Source organism: Amycolatopsis sp. NPDC005003, from assembly GCF_053600695.1.
In genome coordinates, this window is the sequence record NZ_JBSGAI010000001.1 from 1 (window position 1) to 17,678 (window position 17,678).

16 protein-coding genes are annotated in these 17,678 nt (G+C 70.5%); 6 read left to right on the plus strand and 10 right to left on the minus strand.

Annotated features, from left to right (window positions below; genetic code table 11):
* Window positions 1-92: 92 nt before the first annotated feature.
* The 6 genes from ACWED2_RS00005 to ACWED2_RS00030 form a co-directional block, all read right to left on the minus strand.
* Window positions 93-2,021 carry an RICIN domain-containing protein gene (locus tag ACWED2_RS00005; RefSeq protein ID WP_449688198.1) on the minus strand — a complete coding sequence of 643 codons (1,929 nt, stop codon included), beginning with the start codon at window positions 2,019-2,021 and terminating at the stop codon, window positions 93-95.
* 94 nt (window positions 2,022-2,115) lie between these two features.
* Window positions 2,116-3,870, minus strand: coding sequence for a glycoside hydrolase family 35 protein (locus ACWED2_RS00010; RefSeq protein ID WP_449688199.1), 1,755 nt, complete (start codon window positions 3,868-3,870; stop codon window positions 2,116-2,118).
* Window positions 3,863-5,416 carry an arabinosylfuranosidase ArfA gene (gene arfA / locus ACWED2_RS00015; RefSeq protein ID WP_449688200.1) on the minus strand — a complete coding sequence of 518 codons (1,554 nt, stop codon included), beginning with the start codon at window positions 5,414-5,416 and terminating at the stop codon, window positions 3,863-3,865. The genes ACWED2_RS00010 and arfA overlap by 8 nt, the downstream gene beginning before the upstream one ends.
* Entirely contained in the window at window positions 5,413-6,753 is a 1,341-nt protein-coding gene (locus ACWED2_RS00020; protein WP_449688201.1) for an ABC transporter substrate-binding protein, read from the minus strand. The genes arfA and ACWED2_RS00020 overlap by 4 nt, the downstream gene beginning before the upstream one ends.
* A 32-nt stretch (window positions 6,754-6,785) precedes the next feature.
* On the minus strand, window positions 6,786-7,649 hold the full coding sequence (locus ACWED2_RS00025) for a carbohydrate ABC transporter permease (RefSeq protein ID WP_449688202.1): 864 nt from the start codon (window positions 7,647-7,649) through the stop codon (window positions 6,786-6,788).
* Window position 7,650: 1 nt separating this feature from the next.
* Window positions 7,651-8,580 (minus strand): carbohydrate ABC transporter permease, encoded by a 930-nt coding sequence (locus tag ACWED2_RS00030; RefSeq protein WP_449688203.1) that lies wholly within the window; start codon window positions 8,578-8,580, stop codon window positions 7,651-7,653.
* A gap of 111 nt (window positions 8,581-8,691) precedes the next feature.
* Here ACWED2_RS00030 and ACWED2_RS00035 point away from each other — a divergent pair, with 111 nt between their 5' ends.
* Together ACWED2_RS00035 and ACWED2_RS00040 are read left to right on the plus strand one after the other, a co-directional pair.
* Window positions 8,692-9,747, plus strand: a complete 1,056-nt coding sequence (locus ACWED2_RS00035; RefSeq protein WP_449688204.1) for a LacI family DNA-binding transcriptional regulator — start codon at window positions 8,692-8,694, stop codon at window positions 9,745-9,747.
* A 327-nt stretch (window positions 9,748-10,074) separates the two neighbouring features.
* Complete coding sequence (locus tag ACWED2_RS00040; protein ID WP_364254210.1) at window positions 10,075-10,260, plus strand: hypothetical protein; 186 nt, start codon at window positions 10,075-10,077, stop codon at window positions 10,258-10,260.
* Here ACWED2_RS00040 and ACWED2_RS00045 read toward each other — a convergent pair.
* Complete coding sequence (locus tag ACWED2_RS00045; protein WP_449688205.1) at window positions 10,235-10,873, minus strand: DsbA family oxidoreductase; 639 nt, start codon at window positions 10,871-10,873, stop codon at window positions 10,235-10,237. The two genes, ACWED2_RS00040 and ACWED2_RS00045, sit on opposite strands and share 26 nt — an antisense overlap.
* A 74-nt stretch (window positions 10,874-10,947) precedes the next feature.
* On the opposite strand from ACWED2_RS00045, the gene ACWED2_RS00050 reads away from it, so the two are divergent.
* Both ACWED2_RS00050 and bdeA read left to right on the plus strand, forming a co-directional pair.
* Complete coding sequence (locus tag ACWED2_RS00050; protein WP_449688206.1) at window positions 10,948-11,547, plus strand: QsdR family transcriptional regulator; 600 nt, start codon at window positions 10,948-10,950, stop codon at window positions 11,545-11,547.
* 199 nt (window positions 11,548-11,746) lie between these two features.
* The gene (gene bdeA / locus ACWED2_RS00055; RefSeq protein ID WP_449688207.1) at window positions 11,747-12,676 is read left to right on the plus strand and encodes a bis(hydroxyethyl) terephthalate hydrolase; all 930 of its coding nucleotides are present in this window, start codon (window positions 11,747-11,749) and stop codon (window positions 12,674-12,676) included.
* On the opposite strand, the gene ACWED2_RS00060 is transcribed toward bdeA, so the two are convergent.
* Window positions 12,673-13,647, minus strand: coding sequence for an NAD(P)-dependent alcohol dehydrogenase (locus ACWED2_RS00060; RefSeq protein WP_449688208.1), 975 nt, complete (start codon window positions 13,645-13,647; stop codon window positions 12,673-12,675). The genes bdeA and ACWED2_RS00060 overlap by 4 nt on opposite strands.
* 91 nt (window positions 13,648-13,738) lie before the next feature.
* On the opposite strand from ACWED2_RS00060, the gene ACWED2_RS00065 reads away from it, so the two are divergent.
* Both ACWED2_RS00065 and ACWED2_RS00070 read left to right on the plus strand, forming a co-directional pair.
* The gene (locus tag ACWED2_RS00065) at window positions 13,739-14,392 is read left to right on the plus strand and encodes a TetR/AcrR family transcriptional regulator C-terminal domain-containing protein (RefSeq protein ID WP_449688209.1); all 654 of its coding nucleotides are present in this window, start codon (window positions 13,739-13,741) and stop codon (window positions 14,390-14,392) included.
* Between the two features lie 45 nt (window positions 14,393-14,437).
* On the plus strand, window positions 14,438-15,430 hold the full coding sequence (locus ACWED2_RS00070) for an LLM class flavin-dependent oxidoreductase (protein WP_449688210.1): 993 nt from the start codon (window positions 14,438-14,440) through the stop codon (window positions 15,428-15,430).
* A gap of 1 nt (window position 15,431) precedes the next feature.
* On the opposite strand, the gene ACWED2_RS00075 is transcribed toward ACWED2_RS00070, so the two are convergent.
* Together ACWED2_RS00075 and ACWED2_RS00080 are read right to left on the minus strand one after the other, a co-directional pair.
* Entirely contained in the window at window positions 15,432-16,106 is a 675-nt protein-coding gene (locus ACWED2_RS00075; RefSeq protein WP_449688211.1) for a fasciclin domain-containing protein, read from the minus strand.
* Between the two features lie 92 nt (window positions 16,107-16,198).
* Window positions 16,199-17,665 (minus strand): molybdopterin-dependent oxidoreductase, encoded by a 1,467-nt coding sequence (locus ACWED2_RS00080; RefSeq protein WP_449688621.1) that lies wholly within the window; start codon window positions 17,663-17,665, stop codon window positions 16,199-16,201.
* Window positions 17,666-17,678 lie beyond the last annotated feature (13 nt).

Consider the following 17,678-nt stretch of genomic DNA (forward strand, 5'->3'; position numbering starts at 1 on the left):
CCTACCTCGAGCATGCCCGCGACTACCTGGGCCTTGACGTCGACATCGCCGCCCTGACCGGCTACCACTCACGACCAGCTGCGGCAGACTGCTCAGCTGGCGATGGACTGCCAGCGCTGGTTGGGCCCGTTGGTCGGCTTGTACAGGCCGATCCGGGCGCCGTCCTCACGGGACTCGCTCGTGACGTCGAGCAGCTGCCCGCTCGCCGCGTTGACGAACGTCCAGGTGCCGTCACCGGTGGTGGACAGCGTCCACTGGGCCGCCGGGTCGCACACCCCCGCCGCGGCCAGCGTCACCGCGCCGCCGGACGTGCTGAGCACCTGGCCCGTGCCCGCGTTGGTGATGGTGAACCGGTCGCGGTTGCCATAGCGGCCCGTGCGGTCGGTGAGCGTCCAGCGCTGCGCCGGCGCCGACGCGTCCGTGATGCGCTGGACCAGCGTGCCGTTCTCCGCCGACAGCGACTTGCCGCTCTGCACGCCGGTGAAGGTGAACGGCTTGCCCGAGCCGATGCCCGTGCCGGCCGCCGTCGCGGAGACGCCGTCGACGAGGAAGGTCGTCACCGACCGCGCCGGTACCCGCAGCATCGCCTTGCCGCCGGTGACGCGCACCGGCTTGCCCCGCTTCAGCGCCCCGGTGACGTCGGTGACGACCGGCGTCACCGACGCACCCGGACGCACGTTCCGGAAGCCCGACAGGTCCAGCGTGACGTCCTGGGCGTCCGTGCCCGCGTTGGTGTGCACCACCGTGGCCAGGTCCTCGCCGCGCATCGCCACCGTCGACGCGGTGTCGTTCACCCCGATCAGCCGGTCACCCGGCCGGATGTAGTGGGTGAAGTTGCGCATCGTGTTGAACTTCGTGTTCGTCCTGATCTGGCAGGTCGCCGGGGTCGCGTTCGCCGCGCAGTCGAACGGGACCTGGATCTCGCCCCAGTTCATCCCGGCCGCCGACTCGCCGCCGGGCTTCATGTTGTTGTAGTCCTCGATCGGCTGCCAGCTGACCCACGCGCTCGGTTCCAGGAGCCGCAGGTCGTCGGTTATCTGCTTGGCCATGCCGAGGCCGGGGTCCATGTCCGTGAAGTCCTGGCGGTCCAGCCAGCTGCCGCCGACCTCGCTCATCCACAGCGGCTTGTCCGCGCCCTTGGCCAGGTCGCGCGGGACCGGCCGGTTGCCGGTGCCGTAGGTGTGCACGTTGAGCCGGCCCGCCGCCGCGCGGGCGTCGGCCGACCAGCCGGTCCAGTCCGCGGCGAAGATGTCCGGGTTGGTCTCGTCGGGCGCGGAGACGATCGCGCGCGACCCGGCCGCCTTCAGTGCCGCGGCCATCGCCGGGATCAGCTGCGACTGGACCGCCGGGCCGATGTGCGCGCCTTCCTGACGGCCCCCGGTCGGGTTGCCGTCGGCGCCGAGCGTGGTCTTCCAGTAGTTCGTGTTCGGCTCGTTCAGCGGGTTCACCGACGCGAACTTGATGCCGTGCGCCTTTTCGAGGGTGCGCACGACCTGCGTCAGGTACGCGGTGAAGTCGCCGATCTTGTCCGAGCGCAGTTGCTCGTCGGTGGCGTTGAAGCCGCCCGAGACGTAACCGGACACGGTCTGGAAGTACGGCGGCGAGTTGCTGAACGCCTCCCACTTCGTGACGCGGTTCTTGATCTTGTCGACCCACCAGCGCTGGTTGGGGTCGGCCTTGGGGTCGAACTCGGCCGCGTCGCCGGGGGTCCACCAGTCCTTGTCGTTGCGGGTGGTGCCGGCCGGTGCCTTCCACCAGCCCGGCACCGCGGCACCCGCACGCAGGTACGACGGGACGTCGGGCGCGTTGCCACCGCCGACGTTGAACCGGGCGATGTTCAGGTTCAGCCCGTCGGGACCGAAGACCAGGTCGGCCAGCTTGTTCCGGATGGCGTCGGGGTAGCCGCCGGTCGCCTCGGCCATCCACGCGAGGCTGGCGCCCCAGCCGTCGAACGACTGCTGCCGGTAGGTCGGGTCCGGTTTCACGGTGACGGCAGTGGCCGCTTCCGCCGGTGCGGCCACTACCGCGCCGCCTATCAGAGGTACACAAAGGACGGTGAGCAAACGCCGCAAGTTCATCGTCGAACTGCCCTTCGGGTGCGGTGGGGACTGTTTCTCAGGCCTCGGTGTGGCCGAGCAGCGGCCGCGGCACGAACCGGGCCGCGGGGTCGAGCATCGTGCCGAGTTCGAGCACGACCAGTTCGTTGGCACCGGCCCGGACCACCGGACGCGGCACGTACAGCGTCCGTTGCGGACCGCGCCGCCAGTAGCGGCCGAGCGCGAACCCGTTGAACCAGACCACGCCCTTGCCCCACTCCCCGGTGTCGAGGAAGAGGTCGGCGGGCTCGTCGACATCGATGTCGGCGCGCAGCAGCACCGGCCCGGCCACCGCACCCGCCACGGACGACGGCGCCGAAGGCCGCAGCGACGGCAGCGCGGCCAGGTCGAACGGCAGCACGTCCCAGCCGGTCAGCGGTTCGCCGTGCAGCGACGCGCCGCCGATGATGCCCTTCGCCTCGCCGATGCGCGGGCCGTAATCGACCCGGCCCTGGTCTTCGACCAGCACCAGCAGCTCGCCGCGGGCGCGCGGCAGCGGGATCGCGCGCTCGTGGTGGTCCCGGCTGAGCGTGCCCACGAGATCGCCGTCGAAGAACACCGTGGCGCGGTCGCGGACCTCGCCGAAGGTCAGCACGCCGGGCCGGTCGCCCTCGATCGCGCAACGCAGCAGCGCGAGCTGCGGCATCGGCGTGAGCTCGTCGAACGCGGGCAGTTCCTCGTGGAACTCCCAGGTACCCCAGCGGTCCGGGGCGTCGAGCAGCCGCACCGGTTCACCGAGCACGCCGGACGGCGTCGGCGCGGGCCGCGCCGGGGGCGGGACCGTGTCGGGCACCTTGTGGTAGCGGGCGATCACGTCCCGGAAGGCGTGGTACTTCGGTGTCGGGTCGCCGGCTTCGTCCAGCGGCGCGTCGTAGTCGTAGGAGGTGATCAGCGGCTGGTAGACGCCCTTGTCGTTGGCGCCGTTGGTGAGCCCGAAGTTGGTGCCGCCGTGGAACATGTAGAGGTTGACCGAGGCACCCGCGGCGAGCAGCGCGTCGAGCTCCGCCGCCGAGTCCGCGGCCGGGGTCGTGTGGTGGTGGGCGCCCCAGTGGTCGAACCAGCCGTTCCAGAACTCACTGCACATCAGCGGCCCGGTCGGCTGGTGCTCCCGCAGGATGGCCAGCCGCGCCTCGGCGCCCGAGCCGAACGACGCCGTGCGGTGCAGACCGTCGAGACTGCCGGCTTCCAGCATCTCCGGCGTCGGCTGGTCCACTGTGGTCAGTGGCACGGTGACACCCGAAGCAACCGTGTGCTCGGCAAGCGCTTTCAGGTACCGCTTGTCGTCACCGAAAGCACCGTATTCGTTCTCCACCTGGACCAGCAGCACCGGCCCGCCGCGGTCGATCTGGTGCGGGACGACGACCTCGTACACCTTGCTCAGGTAGCCGCGCACCGCGTCCAGGTACTTCGGCTCGTACCGGCGCACCCCGACCGACGGGTCGCGAAACAGCCACGCGGGCAGCCCGCCGTTGTCCCACTCGGCGCAGATGTACGGGCCGGGCCGCACGATCGCGTACATCCCGGCCTCGGCCACGAGCCGCAGGAAGCGGTCGAGGTCGAGGCCGCCGGAGAGGTCGAACTCGTCCGGCGAGGGGGCGTGCGCGTTCCAAGCCACGTACGTCTCGATGGTGTTGAGCCCCATCCGCCGGGCCTTGTCGATCCGGTCGGCCCACAGGTCCGGGTGCACCCGGAAGTAGTGCAGGGCACCGGACAGGATGCGGAACGGGCGTCCGTCGAGCAGGAAGTCGTGCTCCCCGATGGCGAACTCAGGCATCCGGGCCCGCCTGCGGGGTCAGCTGGAGCACGGTCCAGGACAGCGGTGGCAGTGTCACGGTGATGGTCGTCCCCCCGGGATCGGACGTCGCGGCCGTGCCGGGTAGCGGCACCGGCCGGACCGGTTGCGAGTCGGCGGTGTTCACGGTGTGGCGGGTCTCGCCGTCCGGTGTGGTCAGCGTTTCGGCGGCGTACACGCCGAAGCGGGCGCCGCGCAGGCGGATCCGCACCTCGGTCGGGGACGCCGTGGCGCGGTTGGTCAGGAACACCGCCCCGCGGCCGGACTCCTCGACCGTCGCCGCGACGTCGACGAGGTCGACTTCGCCGTGCTGCGCGGTGCGGAGCCGGTCGCCCTCGACGGCCAGGCGCAGGCTCGACCCGCCGGCCAGCGCGGCGACCTGCCGGAACGGGTGGAACGTCGTCTGCCGCCACGCCGGGCCATCGGGCTCGGAGCGAATCGGCGCGATGACGTTCACCAGCTGGGCCTGGTTCGCCATGGTGACGCGGTCGACGTTGCGCAGCAGCGAGCTCAGCAGCGAACCGACGACGACCGCGTCGGTGACGGTGTAGGTGTCCTCGATGATCCGCGGGTGCTCCCGCCAGCCGCCCGCGGCCAGCTCCGCCTGGTCGACCTCGTTCCAGCGGCGCAGGTCCCAGACGTTCCACTCGTCGACGCTGATCCCGATCTTCTTGTCGAGCCCCAGCTCGGCCAGCGTTTCGTCGATGACCCCCGCCGTCGTGCGGATGTAGCGGTCCAGCGCGGCCGCGCTGGCCAGGTAGCTGTCGGTGTCGCCGTGCAGTTCCTGGTAGTAGGCGTGCAGCGAGATGTGGTCGACCAGCTCCGCGGTGTGGCGCAGCACCGTGCGCTCCCACGAGCCGAACGTCGGCATGTCGGCGTGCGAACTGCCCGCGACGACCAGCTCGACGCCGGGGTCGATCATCCGCATCAGCCGGGCGGTCTCCGCGGCCAGGCGGCCGTATTCGTCGGCCGTCTTGTGGCCGATCTGCCACGGGCCGTCCATCTCGTTGCCCAGGCACCACAGCTTGAAGCCGAACGGGCGGTCGGCGCCGTTCGCGCGCCGCCGCTCGCTCAGTTCCGTGCCGCCGGCGTGGTTGCAGTACTCGAGGACGTCGGCGGCTTCCTGGATGCCGCGGGTGCCGAGGTTGACGGCGTACATCACCTCGGCACCCGCGGCTTCGGCCCACGCGACGAATTCGTGCAGGCCGAAGCGGTTGGACTCGACGCTGTGCCACGCCGGGTCCAGCCGGACCGGCCGCGATCCGGCCGGCCCGACGCCGTCTTCCCAGCGGTAGCTGGAAACGAAGTTGCCGCCGGGGTAGCGGAGCACGGTCGGGCCGAGTTCCCGGACCAGCTCCAGCACGTCGCCGCGGAACCCGCGATCGTCCGCTGTGGCGTGCCCGGGCTCGTACAGCCCGGTGTAGACCGACCGGCCCATGTGCTCGACGAACGAGCCGAAGAGGCGACGCGGGACCCTGCCGATGACCTGGGCAGGGTCGCCGACGTCGCCTTCGATGTGGACGGTCATCCGGCGCTGACCGTGAAGCCCTGCTGGTTGCCGTAGTCGACGATGGCCTGCTGCCAGGCCGCCAGCCCGGCGTCGAGGCCGGTGGCGTTCACGTAGGCCTTGCCGGCGGTGTCGCTGAAGACACTGTTGGCGTAGGTCTGGTACGGCAGGTAGGTCCAGCCCGGCGCGACGTCCTTGGACGCCTGGGTCAGCACCTGGTTGACCTTCTGGCCGCCGAAGTACGGCAGGGCCTCGTCGACGAACGCGGGCGAGGTCAGGTCGGCCGTGGTGGACGGGAAGCCGCCGCTCTTGATGAACGGCTGGACGCCGCCGGCGTGGTTGAGCCAGCGCACGAAGCCCGCGGCCAGCGCCGGGTTCTTGCTCTGCTTGACCACGGACTGCGCGCTGCCGCCGTTCTCCGCGGTCACCGGCTTGCCGTCGTAGGTCGGCATCGGCGCGACCGCCCACTTGCCGGCGCCGCCGGGCACCGACGAGATGAAGTTGCCCGGCATCCAGGCGCCGGTGACCAGGGAGGAGATGGTGCCGTCGCCGAGGGCGCGGAACCAGTCGTCGGACCACTCCTTGACCGGGGCGAGCAGCTTGCCCTGGATCAGCTGGTCCCACATCGCGGTCCACTTCTTGGTGCCCGCGTCGCCGAAGTTGACCTTCACGTTCCGGCCGTCGACGGTGAACGGGCGCCCACCGGCCTGCCAGATCATGCTCAGCACGAACCCGGGGTCACCGGTGTCCGAGGTGATGTACTTGGTGGGGTCGGCGGTGTGCAGCTTCTTCGCCGCGTCGATGTACTCGGCCCAGGTCTTCGGCACGGCGATGCCGTTCTTGTCGAAGACCTCCTTGTTGTAGAACAGGGCCATCGGGCCGGAGTCCTGCGGCAGGCCGTAGATCCCGTTGCCGTTCTTCACCTGCGCCCACGTCGAGGCGCTGTAGTCCTTTTCGAACGACCCGAAGCCGAACTGGTTGAGGTCGGCCAGCGAGTCGGTCAGCGCGAACTGCGGGAGGGCGTAGTACTCGATCTGGGCGACGTCGGGGGCACCCGAGCCGGCCTTGATCGCGTTCTGCAGCTTGGTGTACTCCTCCTTGTTCGTGCCCGCGTTGACGTAGTTGACCTTGACGTTCGGGTATTCCTTCTGGAACGCGGCGACCTGGTCCTTGGCCGACGGGGTCCAGCTCCAGTACGTGATCTCGCCGCCGGCCTTCAGCGCGGCGTCGACCGAGTCCTGGGTGCCGGTGGCGGCGGCGGGAGCGGAGGACGAGCCCCCGGACGAGCAGCCGACCGCGAGCGCGGCGGCCAGCGCGATGGCGGCGGCCGCCTTCGCGCGGGTGCGGATTCCTGACATCGAATGTCCCTTCACGGCGGTGTGACGGCGGGTTATTGCTTAACGCTTCCGGCGCTCAGCCCGGACTGCCAGAACCGTTGCATGAGCAGGAAAGCGACGACGAGGGGAATGATGGTGAGCAACGACCCGGTGAGCACCAGGTTGAAGATCGGCTGGGCGCCCGCGCCGTTGGCCTGGGCGCTCCACTGGTTGAGCCCGACGGTCAGCGGGTACCACTTCGGTTCGCTGAGCATGATCAGCGGCAGGAAGTAGTTGTTCCACGTCTGCACCATCGTGAACAGCGCGACCGTGATGATGCCGGGCACCAGCTGGCGCAGCGTCACGGTGAGGAAGATCCGGATCTCGCCCGCGCCGTCGATCCGCGCCGCTTCCAGGAGCTCGTCCGGGATGGCGTCGGCGGCGTAGACCCAGATCAGGTACAGGCCGAACGGGCTGATCAGCGACGGGATGAGGACCGCCAGCGGCGTGTTGGTCAGCCCCATCTTGCTGAACATCAGGAACGTCGGCACGGCCAGCGCCGTCGGCGGCACGGCCACGGCGCCGAGGACGATGGCGAACACCGAGCGGCGGCCGGGGAAGCGGTACTTGGCCAGCCCGTACCCCGCGGCGGTCGCGAGGATCGTCGCGCCACCGGCGCCGACCACGACGTACAGCAGGGTGTTGCCGAGCCAGCGGAAGAAGATCCCGCCGTTGTAGGTGAACGTCTGGCCGATGTTGTCGAACAGCGCGAACGGGCCGCCGAAGGACAGGCCCGACGTCGAGAACAGCGCCGGCTGGGTCTTCGACGCGTTGATCACCAGCCACACCAGGGGAACCAGGGTGTAGATCAGGTACAGCGCCATGAAGCCGGTGAGGACACGCGACTTGCGAGGTTTTGTCACCGAGAAGGTGGCCATGTCACATCTCCTTCCGGGAACCGCGCAGCTGCACGACGTAGGCGATGACCGCGGTGATCACGCCCATCACGATCGCGACGGTGGCGGAGTAGTTGTACTGCTGCCCGTTGAAGGAAAGGTTGTAGGCGTACATGTTCGGCGTGTAGAAGGTCCCGATCGTGTTCGGCACCAGGTTGCGCATGATGTTCGGCTCGTTGAACAGCTGGAAGCTGCCGATGATCGAGAAGATCGTCGCGACCACGATGGCGCCCCGGATCGCGGGGAGCTTGACCGACAGGATGGTGCGGAACGTGCCGGCGCCGTCGATCGCGGCCGCCTCGAACAGTTCCTTGGGGATCACCTTCAGCGCGGAGTAGAAGATGAGCATGTTGTAGCCCACGAACTCCCACGTGACGATGTTGCCGATCGACGTGAGCAGCCAGTTCGGCGACAGCGGCTTGATCGAGTCGGTGCCCAGCAGGTGGTTCAGGTCCGCGGCGAGTCCGAAGTGGTCGCCGTAGATGAAGCCCCACATCAGCGCGGCGACCACGGCGGGAACCGCGTACGGCAGGAAGATCACGATCCGGAAGAAGCCGGCGGCGTGCAGCCGGGCGCTGTCGATCGCCAGTGCCGCGATCAGCGCGAGCACCAGCATGATCGGCACCTGCACGGCGAGGAACACCAGCACGCGCCGGAAGGCCTCCCAGAACTTCGGGTCGCCGAAGACCTGGACGTAGTTGTCGGCGCCGACGAACACCGTGCCGCCGAAGAAGGCCTGGTCGCGGTAGAGGCTGAGCACGAACGCGTACACGACCGGCGCGATGAAGGTCAGGGCGAACACCAGCATGAACGGGGCGACGAAGAGCCAGCCCCGCCATTTCCGCCGTGGCCGGCGGGCCGCGGGCGCCCGGCGCGAAGGCACCGGGGCGGGCGGAGCCGCTGTGGACGTCATCGTCTCTCCGAGTGGTCATGCGGCCGGGCCCTGGACCCGGCGGGATGTTTACGTCAACATGGACGGCCGCAGAGTAACGTGTTGACGTAAACATGTCCAGGACACCAAGGAGTGACCGTGCCGCGCCAGACAGCGACCTCGTCCGCATCCGGCCACGCCGCCCGGCGCCGGGGGCCGTCGATGGCGGACGTGGCCCGCGAGGCGGGTGTCTCGGGTCAGACGGTCTCGCGCGTCGCCAACGGGAAGACCAATGTGGACGAAGCGACGCGGGAGCGGGTCCTCGCCGCGATGCGCCGGGTCGGCTACCGGCCCAACAGCGCGGCCCGTGCCCTGCGCAACGGCCAGTTCCGCAGCATCGGCGTGATCATTTCGGCGCTCCCGACGTTCGGCAACAGCAGGACCCTCGACGCCATCGCGGCGGCGGTCGTCTCGGAGGGGTTCTCGATCATCCTGATGCCGGTGACGCGCCCGACGCAGGGCGAGGTGACGGGCGCGTTCAGCACGTTGAACGAGCAGGCCGTCGACGGCGTCATCATCCTCATCGAGCAACACCAGCTTGACCAAAGCGAGATCGAACTGCCGCACGGGCTGCCGGTGGTGGTGATCGACTCGAGCGCCCGCTACGACTACCCGGTGGTGGACAACGACCAGGCCGACGGCGCGGCCCGCGCGACCAGCCACCTGCTCTCGCTGGGGCACTCGACGGTCTGGCACATCGCGGGCCCACCGCAGTCGTATTCGGCCGAGCGCCGCCGCAAGTCGTGGCAGGCCACTTTGGAGCGTTCCGGCCGCGTGGTGCCGCCGGTCCTGGTCGGCGACTGGTCCCCGGAGTCGGGCTACCAGGCGGGCCTGCGCCTGGCGGCGGACCCCGCGGTGACGGCGGTCTTCGCGGCGAACGACCAGATGGCTCTGGGATTGCTGCGCGCGTTGCACGAGACGGGCCGCGCGGTGCCGGCGTCGGTGAGCGTGGTGGGCTTCGACGACATGGAGGAGTCGGCCCACTTCTGGCCCCCGCTGACGACGATCCGCCAGTCGTTCGAAGCGGTGGGCCGCCACGCCGTGGAGGCCCTGCTGGCGGAGATCGAGACGGGCGCGGAAGCCGGCGAGCCGGTCCTCCTCCCGACGGAACTGGTCATCCGCTCGAGCACCGCCCCACCCCCCGCCTGACGAGCCGGGCATCACCCGTGTCCCGAAAGGCATCACGTGTGATCGGGCAGGCATCAGCCCGATGCCCCGCCAATCACGAGTGATGCCCTTCCCATCACACGAGATGCCCCGCCAGTCACACGAACCGACCCTCCAGGTACGTGGGCCGACCCCCTGGGTACGCGGGCCGACCGCCTGGGTTCGGGCGGGCGAAGTGGACTTGCGGGGATCAGTCGTTTCAGGCGGGCGGGGCGGGGGAATTACCGGCCACCAAGCCGGGAACCCCGGTAGCCCCAACGTCCCAGTGGCGTGGACCATTCGGCGCCACCGCACGGAAACGAGGCCGTCATGCTCGCCATTCTCGCCGCCGTTCTCTTCGGGCTCGCCCTGCTCATGGAGCTGGCCGGGTTCGGGCTGGGCCCGGTGATCACCACCGGGACCCTCACCACCGCCGGGTTGCTGTGCGTGGCCCTGCACCTGGCCGGCATCGCCACCGACCGGTCGCGGTTCACCCGGCGGCGGCGCCGTCGCTGACTCGCCTCAGCACCTGGGCGAACACCTCCGGCGACTGGGCTCCCGCCACGCCGTACCGCTGGTCGATCACGAAGAACGGGACGCCGGACGCGCCGAGTGCGCGGGCCTGCTCGCCGTCCGCCGCCACCTCTGCTTCGTACGCGTCGGACTCGAGCACCGCCCGCGCCTCGGCCGCGTCCAGTCCCGCTTCCGCGGCCAGCGACACCAGCGAATCGCGGTCGAACAGCGACCGCCGCTCGGTGAAGTGCGCCGCGTAGAAGCGGTCCACGACGGCGTCGGCCACGCCGTGCTTCGCCGCGAGGTGGACCAGGCGGTGGCCGTCGACCGTGTTGCCCATGTGGACGCCGTCGAGGTGGTACTCGAGGCCGTCGGCCGCCGCGCGCTCCTCCATCTGGGCTTCCATCGCGTCCGCTTCTTCCAGGGTACGGCCGTACTTCTCGGCCAGCACCTCGCGCGTCGGCCGCGAGGTCCCGCGCGGGAACGACGGGTCGAGCTGGAACGAGTGGTGCACCACCTCGACGTCGACACCGACTTCGGCCACCGCCCGCTCGAAGCGGCGTTTGCCGAGATAGCACCAGGGACAGACCAGATCGGACCAGATGTCTACGCGCACGAAACCCAGCTAACCGAAGGGGTGCCGCGCACTTCAAGGTAACCGGCACCCACCAGCGGACTAGGGTTGGCGCGGTGACCGTCTCGACCGACGACATCGTCCGGCACGCGGCCCGGCTGCTGATGGCCGGGACGCGCCTCGACCTCGGCCGGATGGCCGCCGAGCTCGGGATCTCGCGCACCACGTTCTTCCGGCGCGTCGGCAACCGCGACGACCTGATGGGCGCCGCGCTGCGGCTGCTGTCCGACCGGACCTGGCAGCGGGCCCTCGACGGCTGGCGCGCCGGGCACGGCGACGCCGTGCGCACCCCCGAAGGCCGGCTGCGCTGCCTGTGGGTCATGGAGGCCTACCGCCGCGAGGTCGCCGACAGCGACGGCATGCGCAAGCTCATCGAGGCGGAGTCGAACACCGCCCTGCGCGTGCTGACCGACCCGCGCGGCGCGGTCCAGCCCGGGCTGGTGGACGCGCACGTCGAGCTGTTCCGAGCCGACGCCGACGCCGCCGGGCTGGCGCCGCTGGTCGGGCTGCCGGACCTGGCCTTCGCGGTCGTCCGGCTCGGCGAGTCGTTCCTCTACTCCGACGTCCTGGCCGCCCGCTCGGTGGACCTGACCGTCGCGACGACGCTGATCGACACCCTCGTGCGCGGGGCCCTCGAACCCGCCCACGTGCACTGAGCGACCGCACAGTTCGTCAGACCACTCCCCCGTTCGGAGGATGTGGAACATTTCGCCAAGGTGTTTCATAGGCGGACGGGAAAGCGGTTACCCCGCACCCCGTCCGCGGCACGTCTTTCCGTTGCCGTGCAACAGTTCTGCCGATCCGCCCGTCTGTGTCCGGGCGCGCTTTCGCCTGCCCGGGGAAAGAGAGCGATCCATGTCCGCACTCACCAGCCCGCCGACGACGTCCGGCTCGCGTGAGAAAATTTCCCGCCACCGCCCGTGGCGCGCCAAGGCCGCCGGCGTCGTGCTGGCCGCCCTGGCGCTGACCACCGCGGTCGCCGCGCCGGCGCCCGCCGCCGCGAACCCCTACGAGCGGGGCCCCGACCCGACCACCGCCAGCATCGAAGCCACCCGAGGCTCGTTCGCGACGAGCACCGTCACGGTGTCGCGGCTGGCCGCCTCCGGCTTCGGCGGCGGCACCATCTACTACCCGACGACCACGACCGCCGGCACGTTCGGCGCGATCTCGATCGCGCCCGGCTTCACCGCCACCCAGTCGAGCATCGCCTGGCTTGGCCCGCGCCTGGCGTCGCAGGGCTTCGTCGTGTTCACCATCGACACCCTGACCACCTCCGACCAGCCCGACAGCCGCGGCAGGCAGCTGCTGGCCTCTCTGGACTACCTGACCCAGCAGAGCTCGGTCCGGTCGCGGATCGACAGCAGCCGGCTCGGCGTCGTCGGGCACTCGATGGGCGGCGGCGGCACGCTCGAAGCGGCGCGCTCCCGCCCGTCGCTGCAGGCCGCGGTGCCGCTGACCGGCTGGAACCTGACGAAGAACTGGTCGACGCTGCGGGTGCCGACGCTCGTCGTCGGGGCGCAGTCGGACACCGTCGCGCCGGTGGCGTCCCACTCGATCCCGTTCTACACCAGCCTGCCGTCCACGCTGGACCGCGCGTACCTCGAACTGCGCGGCGCCAGCCACTTCGCACCCAACTCGCCGAACACGACGATCGCGAAGTACACGCTGTCCTGGCTCAAGCGGTTCATCGACAACGACACCCGCTACGAGCAGTTCCTCTGCCCGATCCCCCGGACCGACCTGTCCATTTCGGACTACCGCGGGAACTGCCCGCACAACGGCTAGCCGCCGAGGGTCACGACAACCTTTCCCTTGGCGTGCCCTGATTCGGAGTAAGCGAACGCGGCACGCAGGTCGTCGAACGGGTAGCTCCGGTCGACGACCGGCGTGACCGCGCCCCGCTCCACCAGGCCGGCCAGCTCACGAAGAGCCGCCGCCTTGTCCGGGCAGGCCACCGCGTCCGCGAGCACGACCCGCCGCCGTGCGAACAAGCCGGACGCCAGTGCGGCGAAGACGTGCCCCGCGGGCTGCACCCACCGCCCAGCCTGGCCACCGACGGCAACTAAGGTGCCGTCCCGCGAAAGCACCCGCCGACAGGCGAACACCGACCGGCTGCCGGCGACGTCCAGCAGGACGTCGTAACGACGGCCGCTGCGCGTGAAGTCCTCCGCCCGGTAATCGAAGACGTGCTCGGCGCCGAGTGCGCGCACCGCCGCAACGTTGCCCGCGCTGCAGACGGCGTCGACATGCGCCCCGAGCGCCGCGGCCAGCTGCACGGCGAAGGTGCCGACCCCGCCGGAAGCCCCGTTGACCAGCACCCGCTGCCCGGCTTCGACACCACGCAACGACAAGAGCGCGGTCAAGGCCGCCATCGGCATCGCGGCCGCCTGCTCGTGGGTGAGGTTCGCCGGCATCGGCGCCAGCAGGTCCTCGGGCACGCAGACGTACTCGGCGTGCGCACCCCGCGGCAGCAGCGCGTAGACGTCGTCGCCGGGCCCGAACCGGTCGCCGGCCGACGCGACCCGGCCCGCCAGGTCGCAGCCGAGCACCCCGACCGGCGGGCGCCGCAGGCCGAACCCGCCGGTCATCAGGCGGGCCACGTACGGCTCGCCTCTCATGAAGTGCCAGTCGTACGGGTTGACCGAAGTCGCGTGCACGCGGACCAGCACCTCGCCGGGACCGGGCACCGGATCGGGCACGTCTTCCCAGGTCAAGCTGTCCGGCGGGCCGTACGCACGCTGCACCAACGCCTTCATGACGTCTCCCTTACGTTGTAAGTCTTACACCGTAAGGTAGCTTCGCGCAGCACAGCGGGTCAAGGAGGACTTACGTTGTACGATCTCCGGCGTGACCACCGAAGCCCGGATCCCGCTGAGCCGGGACCGCGTGCTGCGGGCGGCCGTCGCGCTCGCCGATGAGCACGGCCTGCGCGCGGTGACCATGCGCCGGCTCGCCGAGGACCTCGGCGCCGAGGCGATGTCGCTCTACTACCACGTGGCCAAGAAGGAAGACGTGCTCGACGGGATCGTCGAGGTGGTCGCCGAGGAGATCAACGACGCGGTGGCCCGGGTGGCCCCCGGCCCGGACTGGAAGCGGACGGCCCGGCAGCGCATCCTCGCCGCGCGGCAGGTGTTCCTCCGCCACCGCTGGGCCCCCGGCCTGTTCGGCACGCGCTCGGCGACGAGCATCGCGGTGCTGAAGTACTACGACGGCCTGGTCGCCCTGATGCGCGAAGGCGGGTTCTCCCACGACCGGATCCACCACGCGCTGCACGCGCTGGGCAGCCGCGCGCTGGGGTTCAGCCAGGAGCTGTTCGACCCGAACGCCGGCGCGTCGGCCGAGGTCCCCGCCGACCTGGCCGCCCAGCTGCCGAACCTCGTCGGGATGCTGGCCGAAATCGCCCACGACGACCCGGACTCGACCCTCGGCTGGTGCGACGACCAGGCGGAGTTCGAGTTCGGCCTCGACCTCATCCTCGACGGGCTGGACCGGCTGCGGTAGTCCACCAGCTGGGACAACCCCGCTCACCGGGGCAAAATCGAACCTGTGTCACGACCACTGCGGAAGCTCGGCTTCCTGACCATCGGCCTGTTCGACGCGGCCGACCCGCGGCGAGGCCACGAGTCGACGCTGGAGATCATCGAGCTCGGCGAGCGGCTCGGGTTCGACAGCGCCTGGGTGCGCCACCGGCACCTGCAGTACGGCATCTCCTCGCCGGTCGCCGTGCTGGCCGCCGCGTCGCAGCGCACCAGCCGGATCGAGCTCGGCACCGCGGTGATCCCGCTCGGCTGGGAGAACCCGCTGCGGCTGGCGGAGGACCTCGCCACCGTCGACCTGCTCTCCGGCGGCCGGCTCAACCCCGGGCTCAGCGTCGGCCCGCCGATGCGCTGGGACGACGTCAAGCACGCCCTCTACCCGGACACCGCGGACGTCGAGGACTTCTCCTACGAGCGGGTCCAGCGGCTGCTGGACTTCGTGCGCGGCGAGCCGGCCACCGGGTTCAGCGGCACCCAGGGCTTCGAGGTGTTCTCCGACCGGGTCCAGCCGCAGGCGCCCGGCCTCGGCGAGCGGCTCTGGTACGGCGGCGCGAGCCTGCGCTCGGCGGAGTGGGCGGGCAAGCACCGGATGAACTTCCTGACCAGCAGCGTGGTCAAGGCCGAAGGGGAGAGCACGGACTTCGCCGAAATCCAGCTCTCGCACATCCGGACCTTCCGCGAGCACCACCCCGAAGGCCGCATCTCCCAGGGCCTGGTCGTGATCCCGACCGACCGCGCTACACCGGAACAGCGGGCGAAGTACGAAGCCTACGCCGAGAAACGCCTGCCCCGCACGGCCGAACCCCAGGGTCCGGCGCGGATGCTGTTCTCCCCCGACTTCGTCGGCACGTCCGCGGAAATCGCCGAGCGGCTGCACGCGCACCAGGCGTTCCGCGAGATCGACGAGGTGGCTTTCGCTCTGCCGTTCACCTTCGAACACGAAGACTACGTGCAGATCCTCACCGACATCGCGGAACGCCTGGGCCCCCTGCTGGGACGCTAGATCACTTGTTCGTGCCCGGCGTCAGCACCTTGTCGATCACGAAGACCGTGGCGTTCTTGGTGGGGATGTTGCCGCAGAGGATCTTGGCGCCGTTGATCGTCATGTTCTCGCCCGAGCCTTCGATCTTCACCGGGCCGCCCGCGGTGTTGAGCGTGTCGACCGAGCCGGCCGAGGCGAGCCCCTTGGCGTCGTAGCGCTTGCCGACGACGTGGTACTGCAGGATCGGCGCCAGCTCGGCGGGCTTGCCGGCCAGCTCGTTGAACTTGGCGTCGCCCAGCGCGGCGAACGCCGGGTCGGCCGGCGCGAAGACCGTGATGGCCTCCTGGCTGTTCAGCGTGTCGACCAGGTTGGTGGCCTTGACCGCCGCCACCAGCTTGGTCAGCAGCGGGTTGGTCGACGCGGCCGAGGCGACCGGCTGCGGGCCCATCGAGTCCAGCGAGCCGGGCGCGGAGCCCTGCGGCAGCTGCGAACAGGCCGGGCCGAACACGTCGGCGTTGGTGGTCACGCCGTTGCCGGCCCCGGAGGCCATGCTGGACGACGGCGCGGGCACCGAGGACGACGGCGCCATCGAGCTGCTGGAACTGCCCGACGAAGCGGTGTCGCTGCTGCTGCACGCGGTCAGCGAAAGGGCGGCGACGGCGGCGACGCCGATTCCGGCGACACGGAGCTTGGTCACGAAAATCACTCCCATAAGCGGCTGAGAACTGCTTCTTGATCGGTATTCGGAACTACCGGTAAATCGGATTGCCCCCGTTCGGGTGATCCGGGTCACCGGGCCGTGAAGGCGATGCTGTGCCACCCGGTCGCCCCATCGGGCACGGTTCCGGCGCGCATTTCCGTCTGCGTGTACCCGCTTTTGTCGGTGGCCCGGCAGAAGACCTGGTGCCCGCCTGGCCGGACGTCGAACCCGAGCCACCACATGCGCCAGGTGTGCACGTCGACTTCGTGTGACAGCATGGCTTCCCGCCACGGGCCGTCGTCCATCCGCAGCTCGACCTTGGCGATCCCGGTGTGCTGCGCCCAGGCGATCCCCGCGATCCGGACCCTCCCCGAAGGGACGGTTTCGAAACCCTTCGGCGTGTCGATTCTCGATTCCGTCTTGATCGGCGCGTCCCGGCCCCAGCCGCGTTTCAGCCAATACGCCTGTCGCGCGGCCCAGGTGGTGACTTCGAGGTCGGTCACCCATTTCGTGGCCGACACGTACCCGTACAGCCCGGGAATGACGAGCCGGGCCGGGAAACCGTGCTCGATCGGCAACGGCTCGCCGTTCATGCCGAGAGCGAGCATGGCCCCGCGCGAGCGGTCCAGGGCCGCGGCGACCGGGCTGCCGGACGTCCAGCCGTCCACACTGGACGAGAAGAGCTGCTCGGCACCGGGCCGGACCCCGGCCTCTTCGAGCAGGTCGGCCAGGTCGACGCCGACGAAGTTCGCGGTGGAGACGTAGGTGCCGCCGACCTCGTTGGACACGCAGGTCATCGTGATCGTGCGTTCCACCAGCGGCCGGTTCCGGAGGTCGCCGTAGCGGTACCGGATTTCGCGGTCGACCAGCCCGTGCAGCCGCAGGCTCCAGTCCTCGGCCCGCACCTGGGGCACGGTCAGCGCGGTGTCCACGCGGTAGAAGCGGTCGTTGGGCGTCAGGAACGTCGGTGTGCCCAGCTTCGCGAAGTCGGCGTCGGCCGGGATCATCGGCGCGGTCCGGGCCGGCACCAGCCGCCCGACCGCTTCGCGCGACGCCGCCGCGTCCCGGCGCCCGGCGAGCAGCTGCCCGCCGAGGCCGGCGACCCCGGCGCCGACGACGACGCCGGCGCCCGCCAGCAGCACCGTCCGGCGCGAGCGGTCCGGAGCGACGTCGAGCCGGTGCAGGAAGGCGAACGTCCCGACGCCCGCGACCAGGCTCGCCAGCGGGGCGAGCAGCGCGACCGCGTCGAGGTCGGGCCGCGCGTAGACCGCGACCAGCCCGACCAGCCCGAACCCGGTGATCACCACCAGTCCCGGCACCGGCGTCCGGCGGGACAGCAGGCCCGCCACCGCGGCGACGGCCACCATGACGACGGCCATCCCGGCCAGCAGCACGAGCTTGTCGTACGTGCCGAACGTCCGGACGGCGAAGTCCTTCAGCCACACCGGCGTCAGGTCGATGGCACCGTTGCCGACCGCCAGGTACGGCGACGCGTTCACGCCGACGAACCCGGCGACGAGGTGCCCCGCCGCCAGGGCCGCCACGAGCGCCAGCACACCGAACAGGGCG

Coding starts and splice junctions, on each gene's coding strand:
- ACWED2_RS00010 (WP_449688199.1), bottom strand. CDS start 3,870: ATGCCTGAGTTCGCCATCGGGGAGCACGACTTCCTGCTCGACGGACGC.
- arfA (WP_449688200.1), bottom strand. CDS start 5,416: ATGACCGTCCACATCGAAGGCGACGTCGGCGACCCTGCCCAGGTCATC.
- ACWED2_RS00020 (WP_449688201.1), bottom strand. CDS start 6,753: ATGTCAGGAATCCGCACCCGCGCGAAGGCGGCCGCCGCCATCGCGCTG.
- ACWED2_RS00025 (WP_449688202.1), bottom strand. CDS start 7,649: ATGGCCACCTTCTCGGTGACAAAACCTCGCAAGTCGCGTGTCCTCACC.
- ACWED2_RS00030 (WP_449688203.1), bottom strand. CDS start 8,580: ATGACGTCCACAGCGGCTCCGCCCGCCCCGGTGCCTTCGCGCCGGGCG.
- ACWED2_RS00040 (WP_364254210.1), top strand. CDS start 10,075: ATGCTCGCCATTCTCGCCGCCGTTCTCTTCGGGCTCGCCCTGCTCATG.
- bdeA (WP_449688207.1), top strand. CDS start 11,747: ATGTCCGCACTCACCAGCCCGCCGACGACGTCCGGCTCGCGTGAGAAA.
- ACWED2_RS00060 (WP_449688208.1), bottom strand. CDS start 13,647: ATGAAGGCGTTGGTGCAGCGTGCGTACGGCCCGCCGGACAGCTTGACC.